The 14,660-nt window shown below is 60.4% G+C and carries 17 protein-coding genes; all 17 read left to right on the forward strand.

All coding sequences use genetic code 11. The features are described from left to right. Positions 1 to 30: 30 nt before the first annotated feature. The 17 genes from V1587_RS01335 to V1587_RS01415 all read left to right on the forward strand — a co-directional run bounded on the left by V1587_RS01335 (position 31) and on the right by V1587_RS01415 (position 14,659). A complete protein-coding gene (locus tag V1587_RS01335; RefSeq protein WP_371898999.1) occupies positions 31 to 1,095 on the forward strand; it encodes a methyltransferase in 1,065 nt (354 codons plus the stop codon). A gap of 68 nt (positions 1,096 to 1,163) precedes the next feature. Next, entirely contained in the window at positions 1,164 to 1,886 is a 723-nt protein-coding gene (locus V1587_RS01340) for a beta-ketoacyl synthase chain length factor (protein ID WP_371898998.1), read from the forward strand. Further along, positions 1,883 to 2,698, forward strand: coding sequence for a lysophospholipid acyltransferase family protein (locus V1587_RS01345; RefSeq protein ID WP_371898997.1), 816 nt, complete (start codon positions 1,883 to 1,885; stop codon positions 2,696 to 2,698). Before V1587_RS01340 ends, V1587_RS01345 begins: the two co-directional genes overlap by 4 nt. After that, on the forward strand, positions 2,679 to 2,936 hold the full coding sequence (locus V1587_RS01350) for a phosphopantetheine-binding protein (RefSeq protein ID WP_008503081.1): 258 nt from the start codon (positions 2,679 to 2,681) through the stop codon (positions 2,934 to 2,936). Before V1587_RS01345 ends, V1587_RS01350 begins: the two co-directional genes overlap by 20 nt. Before the next feature lie 10 nt (positions 2,937 to 2,946). After that, on the forward strand, positions 2,947 to 3,198 hold the full coding sequence (locus V1587_RS01355) for an acyl carrier protein (protein ID WP_024908875.1): 252 nt from the start codon (positions 2,947 to 2,949) through the stop codon (positions 3,196 to 3,198). Between the two features lie 54 nt (positions 3,199 to 3,252). After that, on the forward strand, positions 3,253 to 3,792 hold the full coding sequence (locus V1587_RS01360) for a hypothetical protein (protein ID WP_371899049.1): 540 nt from the start codon (positions 3,253 to 3,255) through the stop codon (positions 3,790 to 3,792). Further along, positions 3,785 to 5,146 carry an AMP-dependent synthetase gene (locus V1587_RS01365; RefSeq protein WP_371898996.1) on the forward strand — a complete coding sequence of 454 codons (1,362 nt, stop codon included), beginning with the start codon at positions 3,785 to 3,787 and terminating at the stop codon, positions 5,144 to 5,146. Before V1587_RS01360 ends, V1587_RS01365 begins: the two co-directional genes overlap by 8 nt. Further along, positions 5,133 to 5,486, forward strand: a complete 354-nt coding sequence (locus V1587_RS01370) for a hydroxymyristoyl-ACP dehydratase (protein ID WP_371898995.1) — start codon at positions 5,133 to 5,135, stop codon at positions 5,484 to 5,486. The genes V1587_RS01365 and V1587_RS01370 overlap by 14 nt, the downstream gene beginning before the upstream one ends. Further along, on the forward strand, positions 5,477 to 7,168 hold the full coding sequence (locus V1587_RS01375) for a glycosyltransferase (RefSeq protein WP_371898994.1): 1,692 nt from the start codon (positions 5,477 to 5,479) through the stop codon (positions 7,166 to 7,168). Before V1587_RS01370 ends, V1587_RS01375 begins: the two co-directional genes overlap by 10 nt. A gap of 3 nt (positions 7,169 to 7,171) precedes the next feature. After that, positions 7,172 to 7,594, forward strand: coding sequence for a thioesterase family protein (locus V1587_RS01380; RefSeq protein ID WP_008503087.1), 423 nt, complete (start codon positions 7,172 to 7,174; stop codon positions 7,592 to 7,594). Next, positions 7,591 to 8,196, forward strand: a complete 606-nt coding sequence (locus V1587_RS01385) for an outer membrane lipoprotein carrier protein LolA (RefSeq protein WP_008503088.1) — start codon at positions 7,591 to 7,593, stop codon at positions 8,194 to 8,196. Before V1587_RS01380 ends, V1587_RS01385 begins: the two co-directional genes overlap by 4 nt. Then, positions 8,165 to 10,489, forward strand: a complete 2,325-nt coding sequence (locus tag V1587_RS01390; RefSeq protein ID WP_371898993.1) for an MMPL family transporter — start codon at positions 8,165 to 8,167, stop codon at positions 10,487 to 10,489. Before V1587_RS01385 ends, V1587_RS01390 begins: the two co-directional genes overlap by 32 nt. Beyond that, positions 10,486 to 11,064 carry a DUF3261 domain-containing protein gene (locus tag V1587_RS01395; protein WP_371898992.1) on the forward strand — a complete coding sequence of 193 codons (579 nt, stop codon included), beginning with the start codon at positions 10,486 to 10,488 and terminating at the stop codon, positions 11,062 to 11,064. The genes V1587_RS01390 and V1587_RS01395 overlap by 4 nt, the downstream gene beginning before the upstream one ends. 1 nt (position 11,065) lies before the next feature. Beyond that, on the forward strand, positions 11,066 to 12,235 hold the full coding sequence (locus V1587_RS01400) for a beta-ketoacyl-[acyl-carrier-protein] synthase family protein (protein ID WP_371898991.1): 1,170 nt from the start codon (positions 11,066 to 11,068) through the stop codon (positions 12,233 to 12,235). After that, positions 12,232 to 12,705 (forward strand): 3-hydroxy-fatty acyl-ACP dehydratase, encoded by a 474-nt coding sequence (locus tag V1587_RS01405; protein WP_371898990.1) that lies wholly within the window; start codon positions 12,232 to 12,234, stop codon positions 12,703 to 12,705. Before V1587_RS01400 ends, V1587_RS01405 begins: the two co-directional genes overlap by 4 nt. Continuing rightward, the gene (locus V1587_RS01410) at positions 12,702 to 13,433 is read left to right on the forward strand and encodes a 3-ketoacyl-ACP reductase FabG2 (RefSeq protein ID WP_371898989.1); all 732 of its coding nucleotides are present in this window, start codon (positions 12,702 to 12,704) and stop codon (positions 13,431 to 13,433) included. Before V1587_RS01405 ends, V1587_RS01410 begins: the two co-directional genes overlap by 4 nt. Beyond that, positions 13,430 to 14,659, forward strand: coding sequence for a beta-ketoacyl-ACP synthase (locus V1587_RS01415; RefSeq protein ID WP_371898988.1), 1,230 nt, complete (start codon positions 13,430 to 13,432; stop codon positions 14,657 to 14,659). The genes V1587_RS01410 and V1587_RS01415 overlap by 4 nt, the downstream gene beginning before the upstream one ends. Position 14,660: the final 1 nt, after the last annotated feature.

A 14,660-nucleotide genomic window follows, 5' to 3' on the forward strand; every position in this document is an offset into this window, starting at 1 on the left:
TCTCTTATTGCCCTCAAAGGTTACGTAGTAATGTACGAAAAGGACACACTCAGCGCACTGGATGCCATTACCGAAGCGCAACGCATCGCCTTTGCCCCGATGTTATTCCAGACAGCGCTTTGTCTGCGTAACTCAGGCGTTCTCGCCTGGCTCGATAAACAAGGTAAAGAGGGATCAAGCCTTGAGGAAATAACAGAACACAGCACGCTCGGCAGCTATGGCGTCAGCGTACTGCTGGATATGGGATTAAGCGGTCGAATCGTTACCCAACAGGATGGACGTTATTTCCTGGCAAAAGTGGGCCATTTTTTGCTGCACGACGAAATGACCCGCGTAAATATGAATTTCACCCAGGACGTTTGTTACCAGGGGCTATTTCATCTGGCGGACGCCCTGCAGGAGGAAAAACCTGCCGGATTAGCCGTGTTTGGCAACTGGCCAACCATCTACCCGGCGTTATCCCAATTACCCGCTCCGGCGAAAGAGAGCTGGTTCGCCTTTGATCATTACTATTCTGACGCCGCGTTTGACGCCGCTTTGCCATATATATTCGCAAGCTCGCCGACAAAATTGTACGATGTGGGCGGAAATACGGGTAAATGGTCGTTACGCTGCTGCCGCTATGACGAAAATGTTGCCGTGACGATCCTCGATCTGCCGCAGCAGATAGCGCTGGCGCAGGAAAACATCGCAAAAGCAGGTTTTTCTCATCGTATTGGATTCCATGCTGTCGATATGCTTAGCCCAGCAGCATTGCCGGGTGACGCCGACGTCTGGTGGATGAGCCAGTTCCTGGATTGTTTCTCTCCGGATCAGATTGTCGCCATGCTGACGCGCGTCGCACAGGCTATGAAGCCAGGCGCACGTTTGTGCATCATGGAGCTTTTCTGGGATGCTCAGAAATTTGAAGCAGCCTCTTTCAGCCTGAATGCCACCTCGCTCTATTTCACCTGTATGGCGAATGGCAATAGCCGTTTTTACAGCGTAGAGAAGTTTTATCGCTACCTGGAGAGCGCAGGTTTCAGCGTTGAACAGCGGCTGGACAACCTTGGGGTCGGTCATACCCTGCTGATATGCACCAAACGTGAACAATAGAGCAGCCTGGCTGCCCGGGTGGTCCAGTCTGCCCTTTGAATACGGTTTTTTTTCGCGGACGCGCGTAGATGAAATTTTCACTGAACATTATCGACTGGCAGGCGAGAGCGCCAGGACTCAGCGATGCCACAGAGTGGCAGGCGTGGTCGCGCCTGCAGCTGGCCGTTGACCCAGCGGCCCCGCTTCCCCGGCTGACCGCTTTACCCATGATGACCGCACGCCGCCTCAATTCAGGCAGCAAGCTGGCGGTGGACATTGGTCTTGCCATGCTGCAAAACCACGCCATTGATGCCGTCGTCTATGCCAGCCGTCACGGCGAGCTGGAGCGCAACTACCGTATTCTGCATGCTCTGGCGACCGGGCAGTCCGTTTCCCCCACCGACTTCGCGATGTCCGTGCACAATTCCGCGGTCGGCAATCTCACGATTACCGCACGCCAGGCCATCGTCTCGTCATCCATTTCTGCCGGGCTGGACACTTTCCAGCAGGCCCTATGTGAAGTGCTGAGCCTGCTGCATGCGGGCTATTCCCGCGTCCTGCTGGTCGATTTTGACGGCGCGCTGCCGGAATTTTACCATCCGGCGTTACCGCCGCAGATGCCCACCTGGCCGTACGCGCTGGCGCTGGTGATTGAATCCGGCAACGGGTTGCAGTGTGAAACCCGCAGCGGCAGTACGGGTGAAGAGCCTGCCCTGCCACAAAGCCTGATGTTCCTGCAACGCTATCTCAGCGAGGAACGTCAGTTTGTGGTGCCCGGCGAACGTTTGCTGTGGCAATGGACGCGCGCATGAACCGCCTGGCCGCCCGTATCAACTGGTTATGGCGTCTGGTGATGACCGGATTATGCTTCGCGCTGTTTGGCGTGGGCGGGCTGATGCTGTCTCTGGTCTGGTTCAACCTGCTGCTAATCGTCCAGCGCGACCGCGCCAACCGTCGTCGCCTGGCGCGTCGCAGCATTGCGGCCAGCTTCCGCTTCTTCCTGACCGTTGCGCGCGGCCTCGGAGTACTGGACTACCGCATTCACAATCTTGACGCGCTGCGCAGCGATCGGGGTTGTCTGGTGGTGGCTAACCACCCCACGTTAATTGACTACGTGATTCTGGCGTCGGTAATGCCCGAAACCGACTGTCTGGTGAAGAGCGCGCTGCTGCGCAATCCGTTTGTCAGCGGCGTCATCCGCGCGGCGGATTACCTGATTAACAGCGAAGCCGAGCCCCTGCTCGCGGCCAGCCAGCAGCGTCTGGCTCAGGGCGACACGCTTTTGATCTTCCCGGAAGGCACGCGCACCCGTTTTGGCGAGGCAATCTCCCTCCAGCGCGGCGCGGCTAATATCGCCGTGCGCTGTAACAGCGATCTGCGGGTGGTGCTGATCCACTGCAGTGAGCACCTGCTGGATAAAAAAAGTCACTGGTATGATGTACCGCCAGAAAAACCTGTTTTCACCGTGGATGTCCGCGACCGCGTGAACATCGACGAATTTTACGATGCAAATGAACAAGAACCGGCGCTGGCGGCAAGGCAGTTAAACCGGCATCTGGAGCATCGATTAACATCAGGCCTTCAATCTTTGTCAGGAATTAATGATGCAAGCGCTTTATCTTGAAATTAAGAATCTCATTATCACCACGCTGAATCTGGACGAGCTTACCGCAGAGGATATTGATACCGATGCCGCGCTGTTTGGCGATGGGCTGGGTCTCGACTCCATTGACGCGCTGGAACTGGGTCTGGCCGTGAAAAACCAGTATGGCGTGGTGCTTTCTGCCGAAAGCGAAGAGATGCGCCAGCACTTCTTTTCCGTCGCCACGCTGGCGTCCTTTATCAACGCTCAACGCGCCTGAGATGTGAACGATGACTGAACAAGAAACCATTTATCAGGAAGTTTGCGGCCTTCTGACCAAGCTCTTTGAAATCGACCCGCAGGACATTACGCCCGAAGCCCGTCTTTACGAAGACCTGGAGCTGGACAGCATTGACGCGGTGGACATGATTGTTCATCTGCAGAAGAAAACGGGCAAGAAAATCAAGCCGGAAACCTTCAAGTCGGTTCGTACCGTTCAGGATGTGGTAGACGCCGTCGAACAGCTTCTGCGCGAAGAGTAAGACGTCGTGCGTGGTGGACGGACGTTCCCGCTCATCCCACTGCTGACGGGGTTGATGCTGCTGGCGTGGCCCTTCCTGATTGGATTTGGGCTGACGCATAACAGCCTGCAGTGGCTGTTACCGGTGATGGCGCTGGTATTGCTGCTGCGGCTGCGTCAGGCGCAGCGGAACACCGGCCCGATGCGGTATGTGGTGCAGTGCGTGGCGCTGGCGGGCATCGCGCTCTGCGCGGCAAGCTACCTGCTGAAAACCCACCAGTGGCTGCTGTTCTACCCTGTGGTCGTCAACCTTGTGATGCTGGCCGTGTTCGGCGGTTCGCTGTGGACTGCGATGCCGCTGGTCGAGCGACTGGCGCGCCTGCGCGAGCCAGATTTGCCCCCGGAGGGCGTGCGCTATACCCGCAAGGTGACCCTCGTCTGGTGCGGTTTTTTCATCGGAAACGGCGCGATGGCGCTGTTCACCGTTCTCCACGGCGACATGCATCTATGGACGCTGTGGAACGGCATGGTGGCTTATATCCTGATGGGAACGCTGATGGCGACCGAGTGGCTGGTGCGCCAACGGGTGATAAAAAAAGAGATGCACAATGACTAACCCCCTTCCGCTGGGCCAGTGGTTAAACGCGCCGCGCCCTGACGATACGCCCGTAGCCTGGCTTGACGATCGTACCTGGACGCTGGGCCAGCTGCGCCACGACGTGACCTTACTGGTCAACACCCTGCATCAGCAGGAAGGCGAGCGCTGGGCGCTGTGCTTTGAAAACAGCTACCTGTTTATCGTTGCGCTGCTGGCCTCGCTGCATGCCGGTAAAACACCGGTCATTCCCGGCCATAGCCGCGTCTCGCAGCTTGAAGAACAGCAGTCGTTGTTTAGCGGCGTTCTGAGCGATCGGACTCTCGATCTCCATGGAAAGCTGATTGTGGTGGCCTCCAGCCATCAGACAGCCAGCGACTGGACGCCTCTGCCGGAGATTGACGAAAGCCGCTTCGTTGAACTGTTCACCTCCGGCTCCACGGGGGCGCCGCGCCGGGTGGTTAAGCACATCGTCAGCCTGGATCGCGAGGCCCGTCTGCTGGCTGACCGCTTCGGCGAGCGTCTGGCAGGATGCAGCGTTGTCGCCTCGGTGGTACCGCAACATCTGTACGGTCTGACCTTCCGCATCGTATTGCCGATGGCGCTGGGTCTGCCGCTGCATGCCGCGATGCTCTACTACGCTGAACAGCTGGCCGCCCTTCCTCATGACCGGCATTACCTGTTCATCAGCAGCCCGGCGTTTCTGAAGCGCCTGGATACCGAGCTGGCCGCGCCGCCCGTCAGGGCGCTGATTTCCGCAGGCGGAATGCTGCCCTGGTGTGACGTCGCCACCACCGCTGGCTGGCTTAACATCTGGCCGGACGAAATCTATGGCAGCACCGAAACCGGGATCCTCGCCTGGCGCCATCGCCAGCAGGATAACGTCCCGTGGCTGGCGTTCCCCGGCGTTATCTTCCATCAGGAAGATGAAGCCTGTCGCGTCACGTCGCCACTGATCCATGAGGCTGAAGGACTCCAGCTGGACGATATCCTCCACTTCGACAGCGAGGGGCTGTTCAGCATCGCCGGGCGTCGCGGGCGGGTGGTCAAAATTGAAGAAAAGCGCATCTCGCTTAACGAGATCGAACGTCGCCTGCTGGAGCTCGACGGCATTTGCGAGGCGGCTGTACTGCCGGTCACGCGCGGAGGCCGTCAGGGGATTGGCGCGCTGCTGGTGCTGGACGAAGCGGTTCGTCAGCGCGGGTATATGCAGGATAAAAAAGCGCAGGAATTCGCCTGGCGTCGCGCCCTGCTGCCGTGGCTTGAGCCGGTCGCCGTTCCACGCTACTGGCGTATTGTCGATGAAATGCCGGTAAACAGTATGAACAAGCGTGTCTATGCGCAGTTAGAGGAGTTATTTCATGAGAATTCATGAAATTGAGCGCCACCAGACACAGCCGGAGAAGCTGGAAATCATTTTGCATCTCGACGCGGCGCTGTTCTGGTTTCAGGGCCATTTTGCCGTACAACCGCTGCTGCCCGGCGTTGCGCAGCTTGACTGGGTGATGCACTACGCCACGACATTACTGGCTCCGGGCTACCGCTTTCACAGCATTCAAAACGTGAAGTTCCAGGCGCCTCTGCTGCCGGAAACCACGGTGACGCTGGCGCTTGAGTGGCATGCCGAACGTCAGATGCTGACCTTCAGCTACCAGCGTCACGCCGGGGCTGAGCGCCATACCGCCAGCAGCGGGAAAATTCGGCTATGTCAGTAATCTTTCGTCCCTGCGTGCTGATCCCGTGCTACAACCACGGCGCGATGATCGCCAGCGTGCTGTCGCGTCTCGCACCGTTCGGCCTGCCGTGCCTGGTGGTGGATGACGGCAGCGAAGCGATCACCCGTCAGGAGCTCGAACGCCTGGCGGCGGAGCAGCCGCAGATGACGCTGGTCCGTCTGGCGCAAAACGCCGGGAAAGGTGCCGCAGTCATCAGGGGGCTGGAGGAGTGCGCGCGCGCGGGCTTTACCCACGCCGTGCAGGTGGACGCGGACGGCCAACACGCCATCGAAGATATCCCCAAACTGCTGGCGCTGGCGGAGCGTCACCCGGACGCGCTGATTTCCGGTCAGCCCATTTACGATGATTCCATACCGCGCTCGCGACTCTACGGGCGCTGGGTAACCCACGTCTGGGTGTGGATTGAGACGTTATCCCTGCAGCTTAAAGACAGCATGTGCGGCTTTCGGGTCTACCCGGTCTCGCCCACGCTGCGGCTGGCGGCGCGTGAAACGCTCGGTAAACGGATGGACTTTGACACCGAAGTGATGGTCCGTCTCTACTGGCAGGGCAACACCAGCGTCTTTCTGCCCACGCGCGTGACCTACCCGCAGGACGGGTTGTCCCACTTCGATGCGTTAAAAGATAACGTGCGTATCTCCCTGATGCATACCCGACTGTTCTTCGGCATGCTGCCCCGCATGCCCGGCCTGCTTTTCCGTCGACGCCGCCAGCACTGGGCTCAGCAGGACGAGGTCAAGGGTCTGCGGGGGATGCGCCTGATGCTGCGCGTCTGGGAACTGCTGGGGCGGCGGGCCTTTACCGTACTGCTGTGGCCGGTGATCGGCGTGTACTGGCTTAGCGCGCGTACGGCGCGGCAGGCCTCGCGGCAGTGGACTGGAAGGGTCAAGCAAGAACTGCGTCAGCGGAACATGTCCGTCCCCCCGCGGCTCAACAGCTTTTTCCATTTCATGCGCTTCGGCAACGCGATGCTGGATAAAGTCGCCAGCTGGCGCGGTGAGCTGAAGTTTGATCGCGACGTGGTCTTTGCTCCCGGCGCGAGCGAAACGCTAGATATCGCGGCGCCGCAGGGCAAGCTGCTGCTCGCCTCGCACCTTGGCGACGTAGAAGCCTGCCGGGCGCTGGCCCAGCTGGACGGCAGCAAAATTATTACCGCCCTGGTCTTCAGCGAGAACGCCCGGCGCTTTAAGCAAATCATGAGCGAAATGGCACCTCAGGCCAGCGTGAATTTGATGTCGGTCACCGACATCGGCCCCGATACGGCCATTGCCATCAAAGAGAAGCTTGAGCGCGGAGAATGGGTCGCGATTGTGGGCGATCGCATCGCGGTGAATCCGCAGCGTGGCGGCGAGTGGCGCGTGATCTGGAGTCCGTTTATGGGCCAGCCAGCGCCGTTTCCTCAGGGGCCGTTTATCCTGGCCTCCATCCTGCGCTGCCCGGTGGTGCTGATTTTCGCCCTGCGCCAGCAGGATAAGCTCGTCCTGCACTGCGAACCGTTCGCCGACCCGCTGCGCCTGCCGCGCGGTGAACGCCAGCAGGCGCTGCAGGATGCCGTCGATCGCTACGCGCAGCGGCTGGAACATTACGCCCTCATGTCGCCGCTCGACTGGTTTAATTTTTTTGATTTCTGGCATCTGCCAGAGTCCAGAGAGAAGGAGTAAAGGGTGCTGACCGATCCCCGCTTTACGACTGAAGTCGAGATCACCGTTCCGTTCCACGACGTCGATATGATGGGCGTGGTCTGGCACGGTAACTATTTCCGCTACTTTGAGATCGCCCGCGAGGCGCTGCTCAATCAGTTTGACTATGGCTATCGCCAGATGAAGGCCTCCGGCTACGTCTGGCCCGTCGTCGATACCCGAGTGAAATACCGCGATGCGGTGACCTTTGAGCAGCGTATTCGCGTCCGCGCGCACATTGAAGAGTATGAAAACCGCCTGCGCATTGCCTATCAAATTTTCGATGCGCAGACCGGCAAACGCACGACCACCGGTTATACCATCCAGGTGGCGGTAGAAGAAGCCACCCGCGAAATGTGCTTTGTGAGTCCGGCAATACTGTTTGAACGAATGGGAGTGACGCCATGAAATGGTTGCCTTTGCTGGCGCTGATCGTCAGCCCGCTGGTCAGCGCCGTAACCCTGGATGAGCTGCAGCAGCGCTTCACCGAGCAGCCCGTCGTGCGCGCGCACTTCGAACAGGTTCGCACGATAAAAGATATGCCGCAGCCGCTGCGCTCGCAGGGGGAGATGCTGATCGCCCGCGACAGCGGCCTGCTGTGGGATCAAAAAGCGCCGTTTCCGATGACGCTCCTGCTCGATGACAAACGGATGGTTCAGGCGATCAACGGCCAGCCGCCGCAGACCATCACTGCCGACAATAATCCGCAGATGTTCCAGTTCAACCATCTTCTGCGCGCCCTGTTCCAGGCCGACCGCAAGGTGCTGGAAGAGAACTTCCGCATTGATTTTAAAGACCTGGGAGCGGGCCGCTGGTCGCTGGTGCTTACGCCCAAAACGACGCCGCTGGACAAGATTTTCGCCACCCTCGATCTGGGCGGCGCGACCTATCTGGAGACGATTCGTCTCAACGACAAGCAGGGCGACCGTACCGATATTGCCCTTTCACGCCACCAACTGACGCCCGCCAGCCTGACCGATGACGAACGCCAACGCTTTGCCGCACCGTAAATCCCTGCGCCCGGCGCTGCTGTGGGCCACGTTATGCCTGATTCTGCTGGGCGTGCTGCTGTCGTTGCTGCCCGGCGCGCGTCTGAACAGCAGCGTGCTGGCCATGCTGCCGAAACAGACGCTGGGGGCGATCCCGCCGGCGCTTAACGACGGATTTATGCAGCGTCTCGACCGCCAGCTGGTCTGGCTGGTCAGCCCCGGCAAAGAGCCGGATTCGCGCGTGGCGCAGCAGTGGCTGGCGATGCTGCAAAGCAGCGACGCGCTCAGCGAGGTCAAAGGCCCGATGGACGCCGCCGGGCAAAAGGCCTGGGGAGAGTTCTTCTGGCAGCACCGAAATGGCCTGATCGATCCCGCCACCCGCGCACGCCTGCAAAACGGCGGTGAAGCGCAGGCGCAGTGGATTTTATCTCAGCTCTACTCGGCCTTTTCCGGCGTCAGCGGCAAAGAGCTGCAAAACGATCCCCTGATGCTCATGCGCGGCTCGCAGCTCGCCCTGGCGCAAAACGGCCAGAAGCTGCGGCTGATGGACGGCTGGCTGGTCACAAAAGATGAGGCGGGAAACTACTGGTATCTGCTCCACGGCGAGCTGGCGGGCTCGTCATTTGATATGCAGCAGACCCACCGGCTCGTGACGACGCTTAACGCGCTGCAGGAGACGCTAAAAGCGCGTTACCCGCAGGCGCAGCTGCTTTCCCGCGGGACCGTGTTCTACAGCGATTACGCCAGTCAGCAGGCCAAACGCGACGTCTCGACGCTGGGTATCGCCACTCTGCTTGGCGTGTTCCTGCTCATCGTGGCGGTGTTCCGCTCTCTGCGCCCGCTGCTGCTGAGCGTGCTCTCGATTGCCATCGGCGCGCTGGCGGGCACGGTGGTGACGCTGCTGCTCTTTGGCGAACTGCACCTGATGACGCTGGTGATGAGCATGAGCATTATCGGTATTTCAGCCGACTATACGCTCTACTACCTGACCGAACGGATGGTACACGGCGCGGAGCACTCCCCCTGGCAAAGCCTGGCGAAAGTACGCAATGCGCTGCTGCTGGCGCTGCTGACGACCGTCGCCGCCTACCTGATTATGATGCTGGCTCCCTTCCCCGGGATCCGCCAGATGGCGGTGTTCGCCGCCGTGGGACTGAGCGCCTCCTGCCTGACGGTGATTTTCTGGCATCCGTGGCTGTGCCGGGGTTTACCGGTGCGCCCGGTTCCGCTGATGGTCCTGATGCTGCGCTGGCTGGCCGCCTGGCGACGCAATAAAAAATTGTCCGTTGGTCTCCCCGTCGCGCTGGCGCTGCTCTCCGCCGTGGGGATGAGCACCCTGAGGGTGGACGACGACATCGCCCAGCTTCAGGCGCTGCCGAAAGATATTCTGGCGCAGGAGAAGGCCATTACCGCCCTGACCGGACAGAGCGTCGATCAAAAATGGTTTGTGGTTCATGGCGCCTCGCCACAGCAAACGCTGGAACGGCTGGAAGCCTTTACCCCGGCGCTGGCGGAGGCGCAAAAAGCGGGAGAGATCGCCCGCTGGCGTACCCTGCCGCTGAACTCGCTGGCCCGCCAGAAAAGCGATCTTATGCTGCTACGCGACGCTGCCCCTGCGGTAACGAACGTGCTGAAAAGCGCCGGGCTCAACACCGTATCCCCGAATCTCGACGCCATGCCGGTCAGCGTGGACGCGTGGCTTGAAAGCCCGGCCAGCGAAGGCTGGCGTCTGCTCTGGCTGACCCTGCCCGACGGGGAAAGCGGCGTGCTCGTACCGGTTGACGGCGCGAAAAACAGCGCGTACCTCGGTGAACTGGCCGCGCGCCATGACGGCGTCGTCTGGGTCGATCGCAAAGCCAGCTTTGACAGCCTGTTTGCCCTCTACCGCACGCTGCTGACGGGGCTACTGTTTGCCGCGCTGGCAGTGATTGCCTGCGGGGCGATGCTGCGCCTCGGCTGGCGTAAAGGGCTGATAAGCCTGGTACCGTCCGTTCTGTCGCTGAGCTGCGGGCTGGCGGTCCTGGCCGCAACGGGCCACCCGGTGAATCTGTTCTCACTGCTGGCGCTGGTACTGGTGCTCGGCATTGGCATTAACTACACGCTGTTTTTCAGCAACCCGCGCGGTACGCCGCTGACCTCAATGCTGGCGATTACGCTGGCCATGATGACCACGCTGCTGACGCTGGGCATGCTCGTCTTCAGCGCCACCCAGGCCATCAGCAGCTTTGGTATCGTGCTGGTGAGCGGTATTTTTACCGCCTTCCTGCTGGCTCCGCTGGCGATGCCAGATAAGAAAGAGAGAAAACGTAAATGAACGCTTTTTACCGCGCGCTCGCGCTGGCCGCGGCGCTGCTGCTGGCAGGCTGCAGCCATTCGACCGATACCAAAGAGACGCGGCCTCAGGCCTGGCTCCAGCCGGGCACCCAAGTGACGCTGCCGCCGCCCGGCATCAGCCCGGCGGTCAACTCCCAACAGCTGCTGACCGGCAGCTTTAACGGACAAACGCAGTCCCTGCTGGTGATGCTCAACGCGGATGCGCATAAGGTGACGCTGGCCGGGCTCTCTTCCGTGGGCATTCGTCTGTTCCTCGCGACGTACGATGAGACCGGTATTCATACCGAGCAGTCGATCGTCGTGCCGAATCTGCCGCCCGCCAGCCAGGTGCTGGCTGACGTGATGCTCAGCCACTGGCCAATTAGCGCCTGGCAGCCGCAGTTGCCGAAGGGCTGGACGTTAACGGACAATGGCGATCGGCGCGAGCTGCGCAACGCCAGCGGCAAGCTGGTGACGGAGATTGTCTACCTCCTGCGCAAAGGCAAGCGTGAGCCGATCGGCATCGAGCAGCACGTGTTCAAATACCACATCACCATTCAATATCTGGGTGACTGAGATGATTTATATTTCCGCTGTTGGCATGGTCAACGCGCTGGGCAACTCGCCTGACGAGATAGCCGCGAACCTGACGGCAGGCGTGGCGCCGGGTATGCACGCCCGGACCGGCTGGTTGCAGGACTCGCCCGAAGCCGTTCTGGGCGGCGTGGAAGGCGAACTGCCGCCCATCCCGGACACCTTCTCCGCACACCGCACCCGCAATAACCAGCTGCTGCTGGCCGCACTGGCGCAGATGCAGCTCGCCGTCGACGAGGCTATCGCCCGCGTCGGTCGCGACCGCGTGGCCGTGGTGCTGGGAACCAGCACCTCCGGGCTGGATGAAGGCGATGAGCACGTACAGCGCATGACCCATGGCGAAGCGAGCACGCGCTGGCAGTATCCGCAGCAGGAGCTGGGCGATCCGTCCCGCTTCCTCGCCAACTGGCTTCAGCTCGAAGGCCCGGCCTATACGATCTCCACGGCCTGCTCTTCCAGCGCGCGGGCGATGATCGGTGGCAAACGTCTGATTGAAGCCGGGCTGGTGGATATCGCCATTGTCGGCGGGGCCGATACCCTGAGCCGAATGCCCGTCAACGGCTTTAACAGCCTTGAATCCTTCTCCCCTACGCTCTGCGAACCCTTTGGTCGCGACCGCCAGGGTATCACCATTGGTGAAGCCGCCGCGCTGATGGTATTGAGCCGGGAGCCCGCCGACGTGGCGCTGCTCGGAACGGGCGAATCCAGCGATGCGTACCATATTTCCGCTCCGCATCCTCAGGGTGAAGGGGCGATAAGGGCTATCAAACAGGCGCTTAACGAAGCGGGTATGCAGCCGGAGGATATCGGCTACATCAACCTGCACGGCACGGCCACGCCGCTTAACGATCAGATTGAATCACAGGTAGTACACGATCTCTTCGGGGAAAGCGTGCCGTGCAGCTCAACCAAACACCTTACCGGCCATACGCTGGGCGCTGCCGGTATTACCGAAGCGGCCCTGAGCTGGCTGATTCTGACGCGCGACCTGCCCTTACCGCCGCAGGACTTCGCCCGCTACGCGCCCGACGACACGCTGGCGCCGTGCGGCCTGCTGCGCCAGCGCACCGCCCTGAAAAAGCCGGTCATTCTGTCTAACTCGTTCGCGTTTGGCGGCAACAACGCCAGCATTCTGCTGGGGAGAGCCTCATGAGCTATTTATCACCCGAAGCCTATTTGCCGCACGAGGCGCCGATGATGCTGCTGGGGTCCGTTGAGAAAGTTACGGACGATACGGCGGTCTGCCGCGTGGCGGTCAACGGGAAAAGCGTGCTGGCGCCGTTTCTCAATGCCGATGGCGACCTGCCGGGCTGGTACGCGCTCGAGCTTATGGCGCAGACCGTTGGCGTCTGGTCAGGCTGGCATCGTCAGCAGCAGGGCCAGGAACATATCGCGCTGGGCATGGTGCTCGGCGCGCGCGAGCTGGTCTGCACCAGCGGGCATTTCGCCGCAGACCTGACGCTGGACATTACCGTTAAGCTGCTGATGCAGGACGAACGCTTCGGCAGTTTTGAATGCGCGATTTCCGCTAATGAAGAGACGCTGGCCACGGGCCGGGTCAACACCTTCCAGCCGAGCGCAGAAGAATTAACATCGCTTTTTAATCAGGGATCTAACGCATGAGTCGTTCCGTACTGGTCACCGGGGCCAGCAAAGGCATAGGGCGCGCCATCGCCCGCCAGCTTGCCGCCGACGGGTTTACCGTAGGCGTGCATTACCATCGTGATGCCGCAGGCGCTCAGGAGACGCTGGACGCCATCACGCAGGCGGGTGGCAACGGTCGTTTACTCACCTTTGATGTGGGCAACCGCGAACAGTGCCGCGAGGTGCTGGAGCAGGAGATTGAAACCCATGGCGCGTGGTATGGCGTGGTCAGCAACGCCGGAATTACCCGCGACGGCGCCTTTCCGGCGCTGAGCGAAGACGACTGGTACAGCGTGATCCACACCAATCTCGACAGTTTTTATAACGTCATTCACCCCTGCATTATGCCGATGATTGGCACCCGTAAAGGGGGGCGCATTATCACCTTATCGTCCGTGTCCGGCGTGATGGGCAACCGCGGGCAGGTGAACTACAGCGCGGCCAAAGCGGGCATTATCGGCGCCACCAAAGCGCTGGCGATCGAGCTGGCAAAACGCAAGATCACCGTGAACTGCATTGCCCCGGGGCTGATTGATACCGGCATGATTGAGATGGAAGAAGCCGCGCTGAAGGAAGCGATGTCCATCATCCCAATGAAACGTATGGGCCAGGCTGAGGAAGTCGCCGGGCTGGCAAGCTATCTGATGTCGGATATTGCGGGCTACGTCACCCGCCAGGTCATTTCCATTAACGGAGGAATGCTATGACGCGTCGCGTGGTGATTACGGGCATGGGCGGCGTGACCGCATTTGGCGAAAGCTGGCAATCCGTTTCCAGCAGGCTGCTGGCGTATGAAAACGCGGTGCGTAAAATGCCGGAATGGCAGGTGTATGATGGCCTGCATACCCTCCTGGGCGCGCCGATCGATGATTTCACGCTGCCGGAACACTATACCCGCAAGCGTATTCGCGCCATGGGCCGGGTGTCGCTGATGTCGACCCGCGCTACCGAGCTGGCGCTGGAGCAGGCGGGACTGATTGGCGAAGCGGTGCTCACCAACGGTCAAACCGGTATCGCCTACGGTTCTTCGACAGGCAGCACCGGCCCGGTCAGCGAATTTGCGACCATGCTCACCGAAAAGCACACCAATAACATCACCGGGACAACCTACGTCCAGATGATGCCGCACACGACCGCGGTGAATACCGGCCTGTTCTTTGGGTTACGTGGCCGCGTGATCCCGACGTCGAGCGCGTGTACCTCCGGCAGCCAGGCGATTGGCTACGCCTGGGAGGCGATTCGCCACGGGTATCAGACCGTGATGGTCGCGGGGGGCGCGGAAGAGCTTTGTCCGTCTGAAGCGGCGGTGTTTGACACGCTGTTTGCCACCAGCCAGCGTAACGACGAACCTAAAACCACCCCTTCACCGTTCGATACGCAGCGCGATGGTCTGGTCATTGGGGAAGGCGCTGGCACCCTGATTCTGGAAGAGCTGGAGCACGCCAAAGCGCGCGGCGCCACAATCTACGGCGAAATCGTAGGCTTTGCCACTAACTGTGACGCGGCACATATCACCCAGCCTCAGCGTGAAACCATGCAGATTTGCATGGAGCAGTCGCTGGCCATGGCGGGATTGAGCGCCCGAGATATGGGTTATATCTCCGCGCACGGTACCGCCACCGATCGCGGTGATATCGCCGAAAGCCTGGCCACCGCCGCCATCTACGGTGACAACGTGCCAGTTTCCTCGCTGAAAAGCTATTTTGGCCATACGTTGGGGGCCTGCGGCGCGCTGGAAGCATGGATGAGTTTGCAGATGATGCGTGAAGGCTGGTTTGCCCCGACGCTCAATTTAACGCAGCCGGATGAGCAATGCGGTGCTTTAGATTATATTATGGGAGAAGCCCGTCAGATTGACTGCGAGTATCTGCAGAGCAATAACTTCGCGTTTGGCGGCATCAACACCTCGATTATCATTAAACGCTGGGCGTAGC

It is taken from the genome of Enterobacter sp. ECC-249 (assembly GCF_043965265.1).
In the GTDB taxonomy this organism is placed as follows: Bacteria; Pseudomonadota; Gammaproteobacteria; order Enterobacterales; family Enterobacteriaceae; genus Enterobacter; species Enterobacter quasiroggenkampii.

What these genes read in the sequence shown, in the direction of transcription:
- V1587_RS01395 (WP_371898992.1), top strand. Translation starts at nt 10,486, where the DNA reads ATGAACGCTTTTTACCGCGCGCTCGCGCTGGCCGCGGCGCTGCTGCTG.
- V1587_RS01355 (WP_024908875.1), top strand. Translation starts at nt 2,947, where the DNA reads ATGACTGAACAAGAAACCATTTATCAGGAAGTTTGCGGCCTTCTGACC.
- V1587_RS01410 (WP_371898989.1), top strand. Translation starts at nt 12,702, where the DNA reads ATGAGTCGTTCCGTACTGGTCACCGGGGCCAGCAAAGGCATAGGGCGC.
- V1587_RS01365 (WP_371898996.1), top strand. Translation starts at nt 3,785, where the DNA reads ATGACTAACCCCCTTCCGCTGGGCCAGTGGTTAAACGCGCCGCGCCCT.
- V1587_RS01400 (WP_371898991.1), top strand. Translation starts at nt 11,066, where the DNA reads ATGATTTATATTTCCGCTGTTGGCATGGTCAACGCGCTGGGCAACTCG.
- V1587_RS01390 (WP_371898993.1), top strand. Translation starts at nt 8,165, where the DNA reads ATGACGAACGCCAACGCTTTGCCGCACCGTAAATCCCTGCGCCCGGCG.
- V1587_RS01370 (WP_371898995.1), top strand. Translation starts at nt 5,133, where the DNA reads ATGAGAATTCATGAAATTGAGCGCCACCAGACACAGCCGGAGAAGCTG.
- V1587_RS01385 (WP_008503088.1), top strand. Translation starts at nt 7,591, where the DNA reads ATGAAATGGTTGCCTTTGCTGGCGCTGATCGTCAGCCCGCTGGTCAGC.
- V1587_RS01415 (WP_371898988.1), top strand. Translation starts at nt 13,430, where the DNA reads ATGACGCGTCGCGTGGTGATTACGGGCATGGGCGGCGTGACCGCATTT.
- V1587_RS01360 (WP_371899049.1), top strand. Translation starts at nt 3,253, where the DNA reads ATGCTGCTGGCGTGGCCCTTCCTGATTGGATTTGGGCTGACGCATAAC.
- V1587_RS01335 (WP_371898999.1), top strand. Translation starts at nt 31, where the DNA reads ATGTACGAAAAGGACACACTCAGCGCACTGGATGCCATTACCGAAGCG.
- V1587_RS01340 (WP_371898998.1), top strand. Translation starts at nt 1,164, where the DNA reads ATGAAATTTTCACTGAACATTATCGACTGGCAGGCGAGAGCGCCAGGA.
- V1587_RS01345 (WP_371898997.1), top strand. Translation starts at nt 1,883, where the DNA reads ATGAACCGCCTGGCCGCCCGTATCAACTGGTTATGGCGTCTGGTGATG.
- V1587_RS01405 (WP_371898990.1), top strand. Translation starts at nt 12,232, where the DNA reads ATGAGCTATTTATCACCCGAAGCCTATTTGCCGCACGAGGCGCCGATG.
- V1587_RS01350 (WP_008503081.1), top strand. Translation starts at nt 2,679, where the DNA reads ATGCAAGCGCTTTATCTTGAAATTAAGAATCTCATTATCACCACGCTG.
- V1587_RS01375 (WP_371898994.1), top strand. Translation starts at nt 5,477, where the DNA reads ATGTCAGTAATCTTTCGTCCCTGCGTGCTGATCCCGTGCTACAACCAC.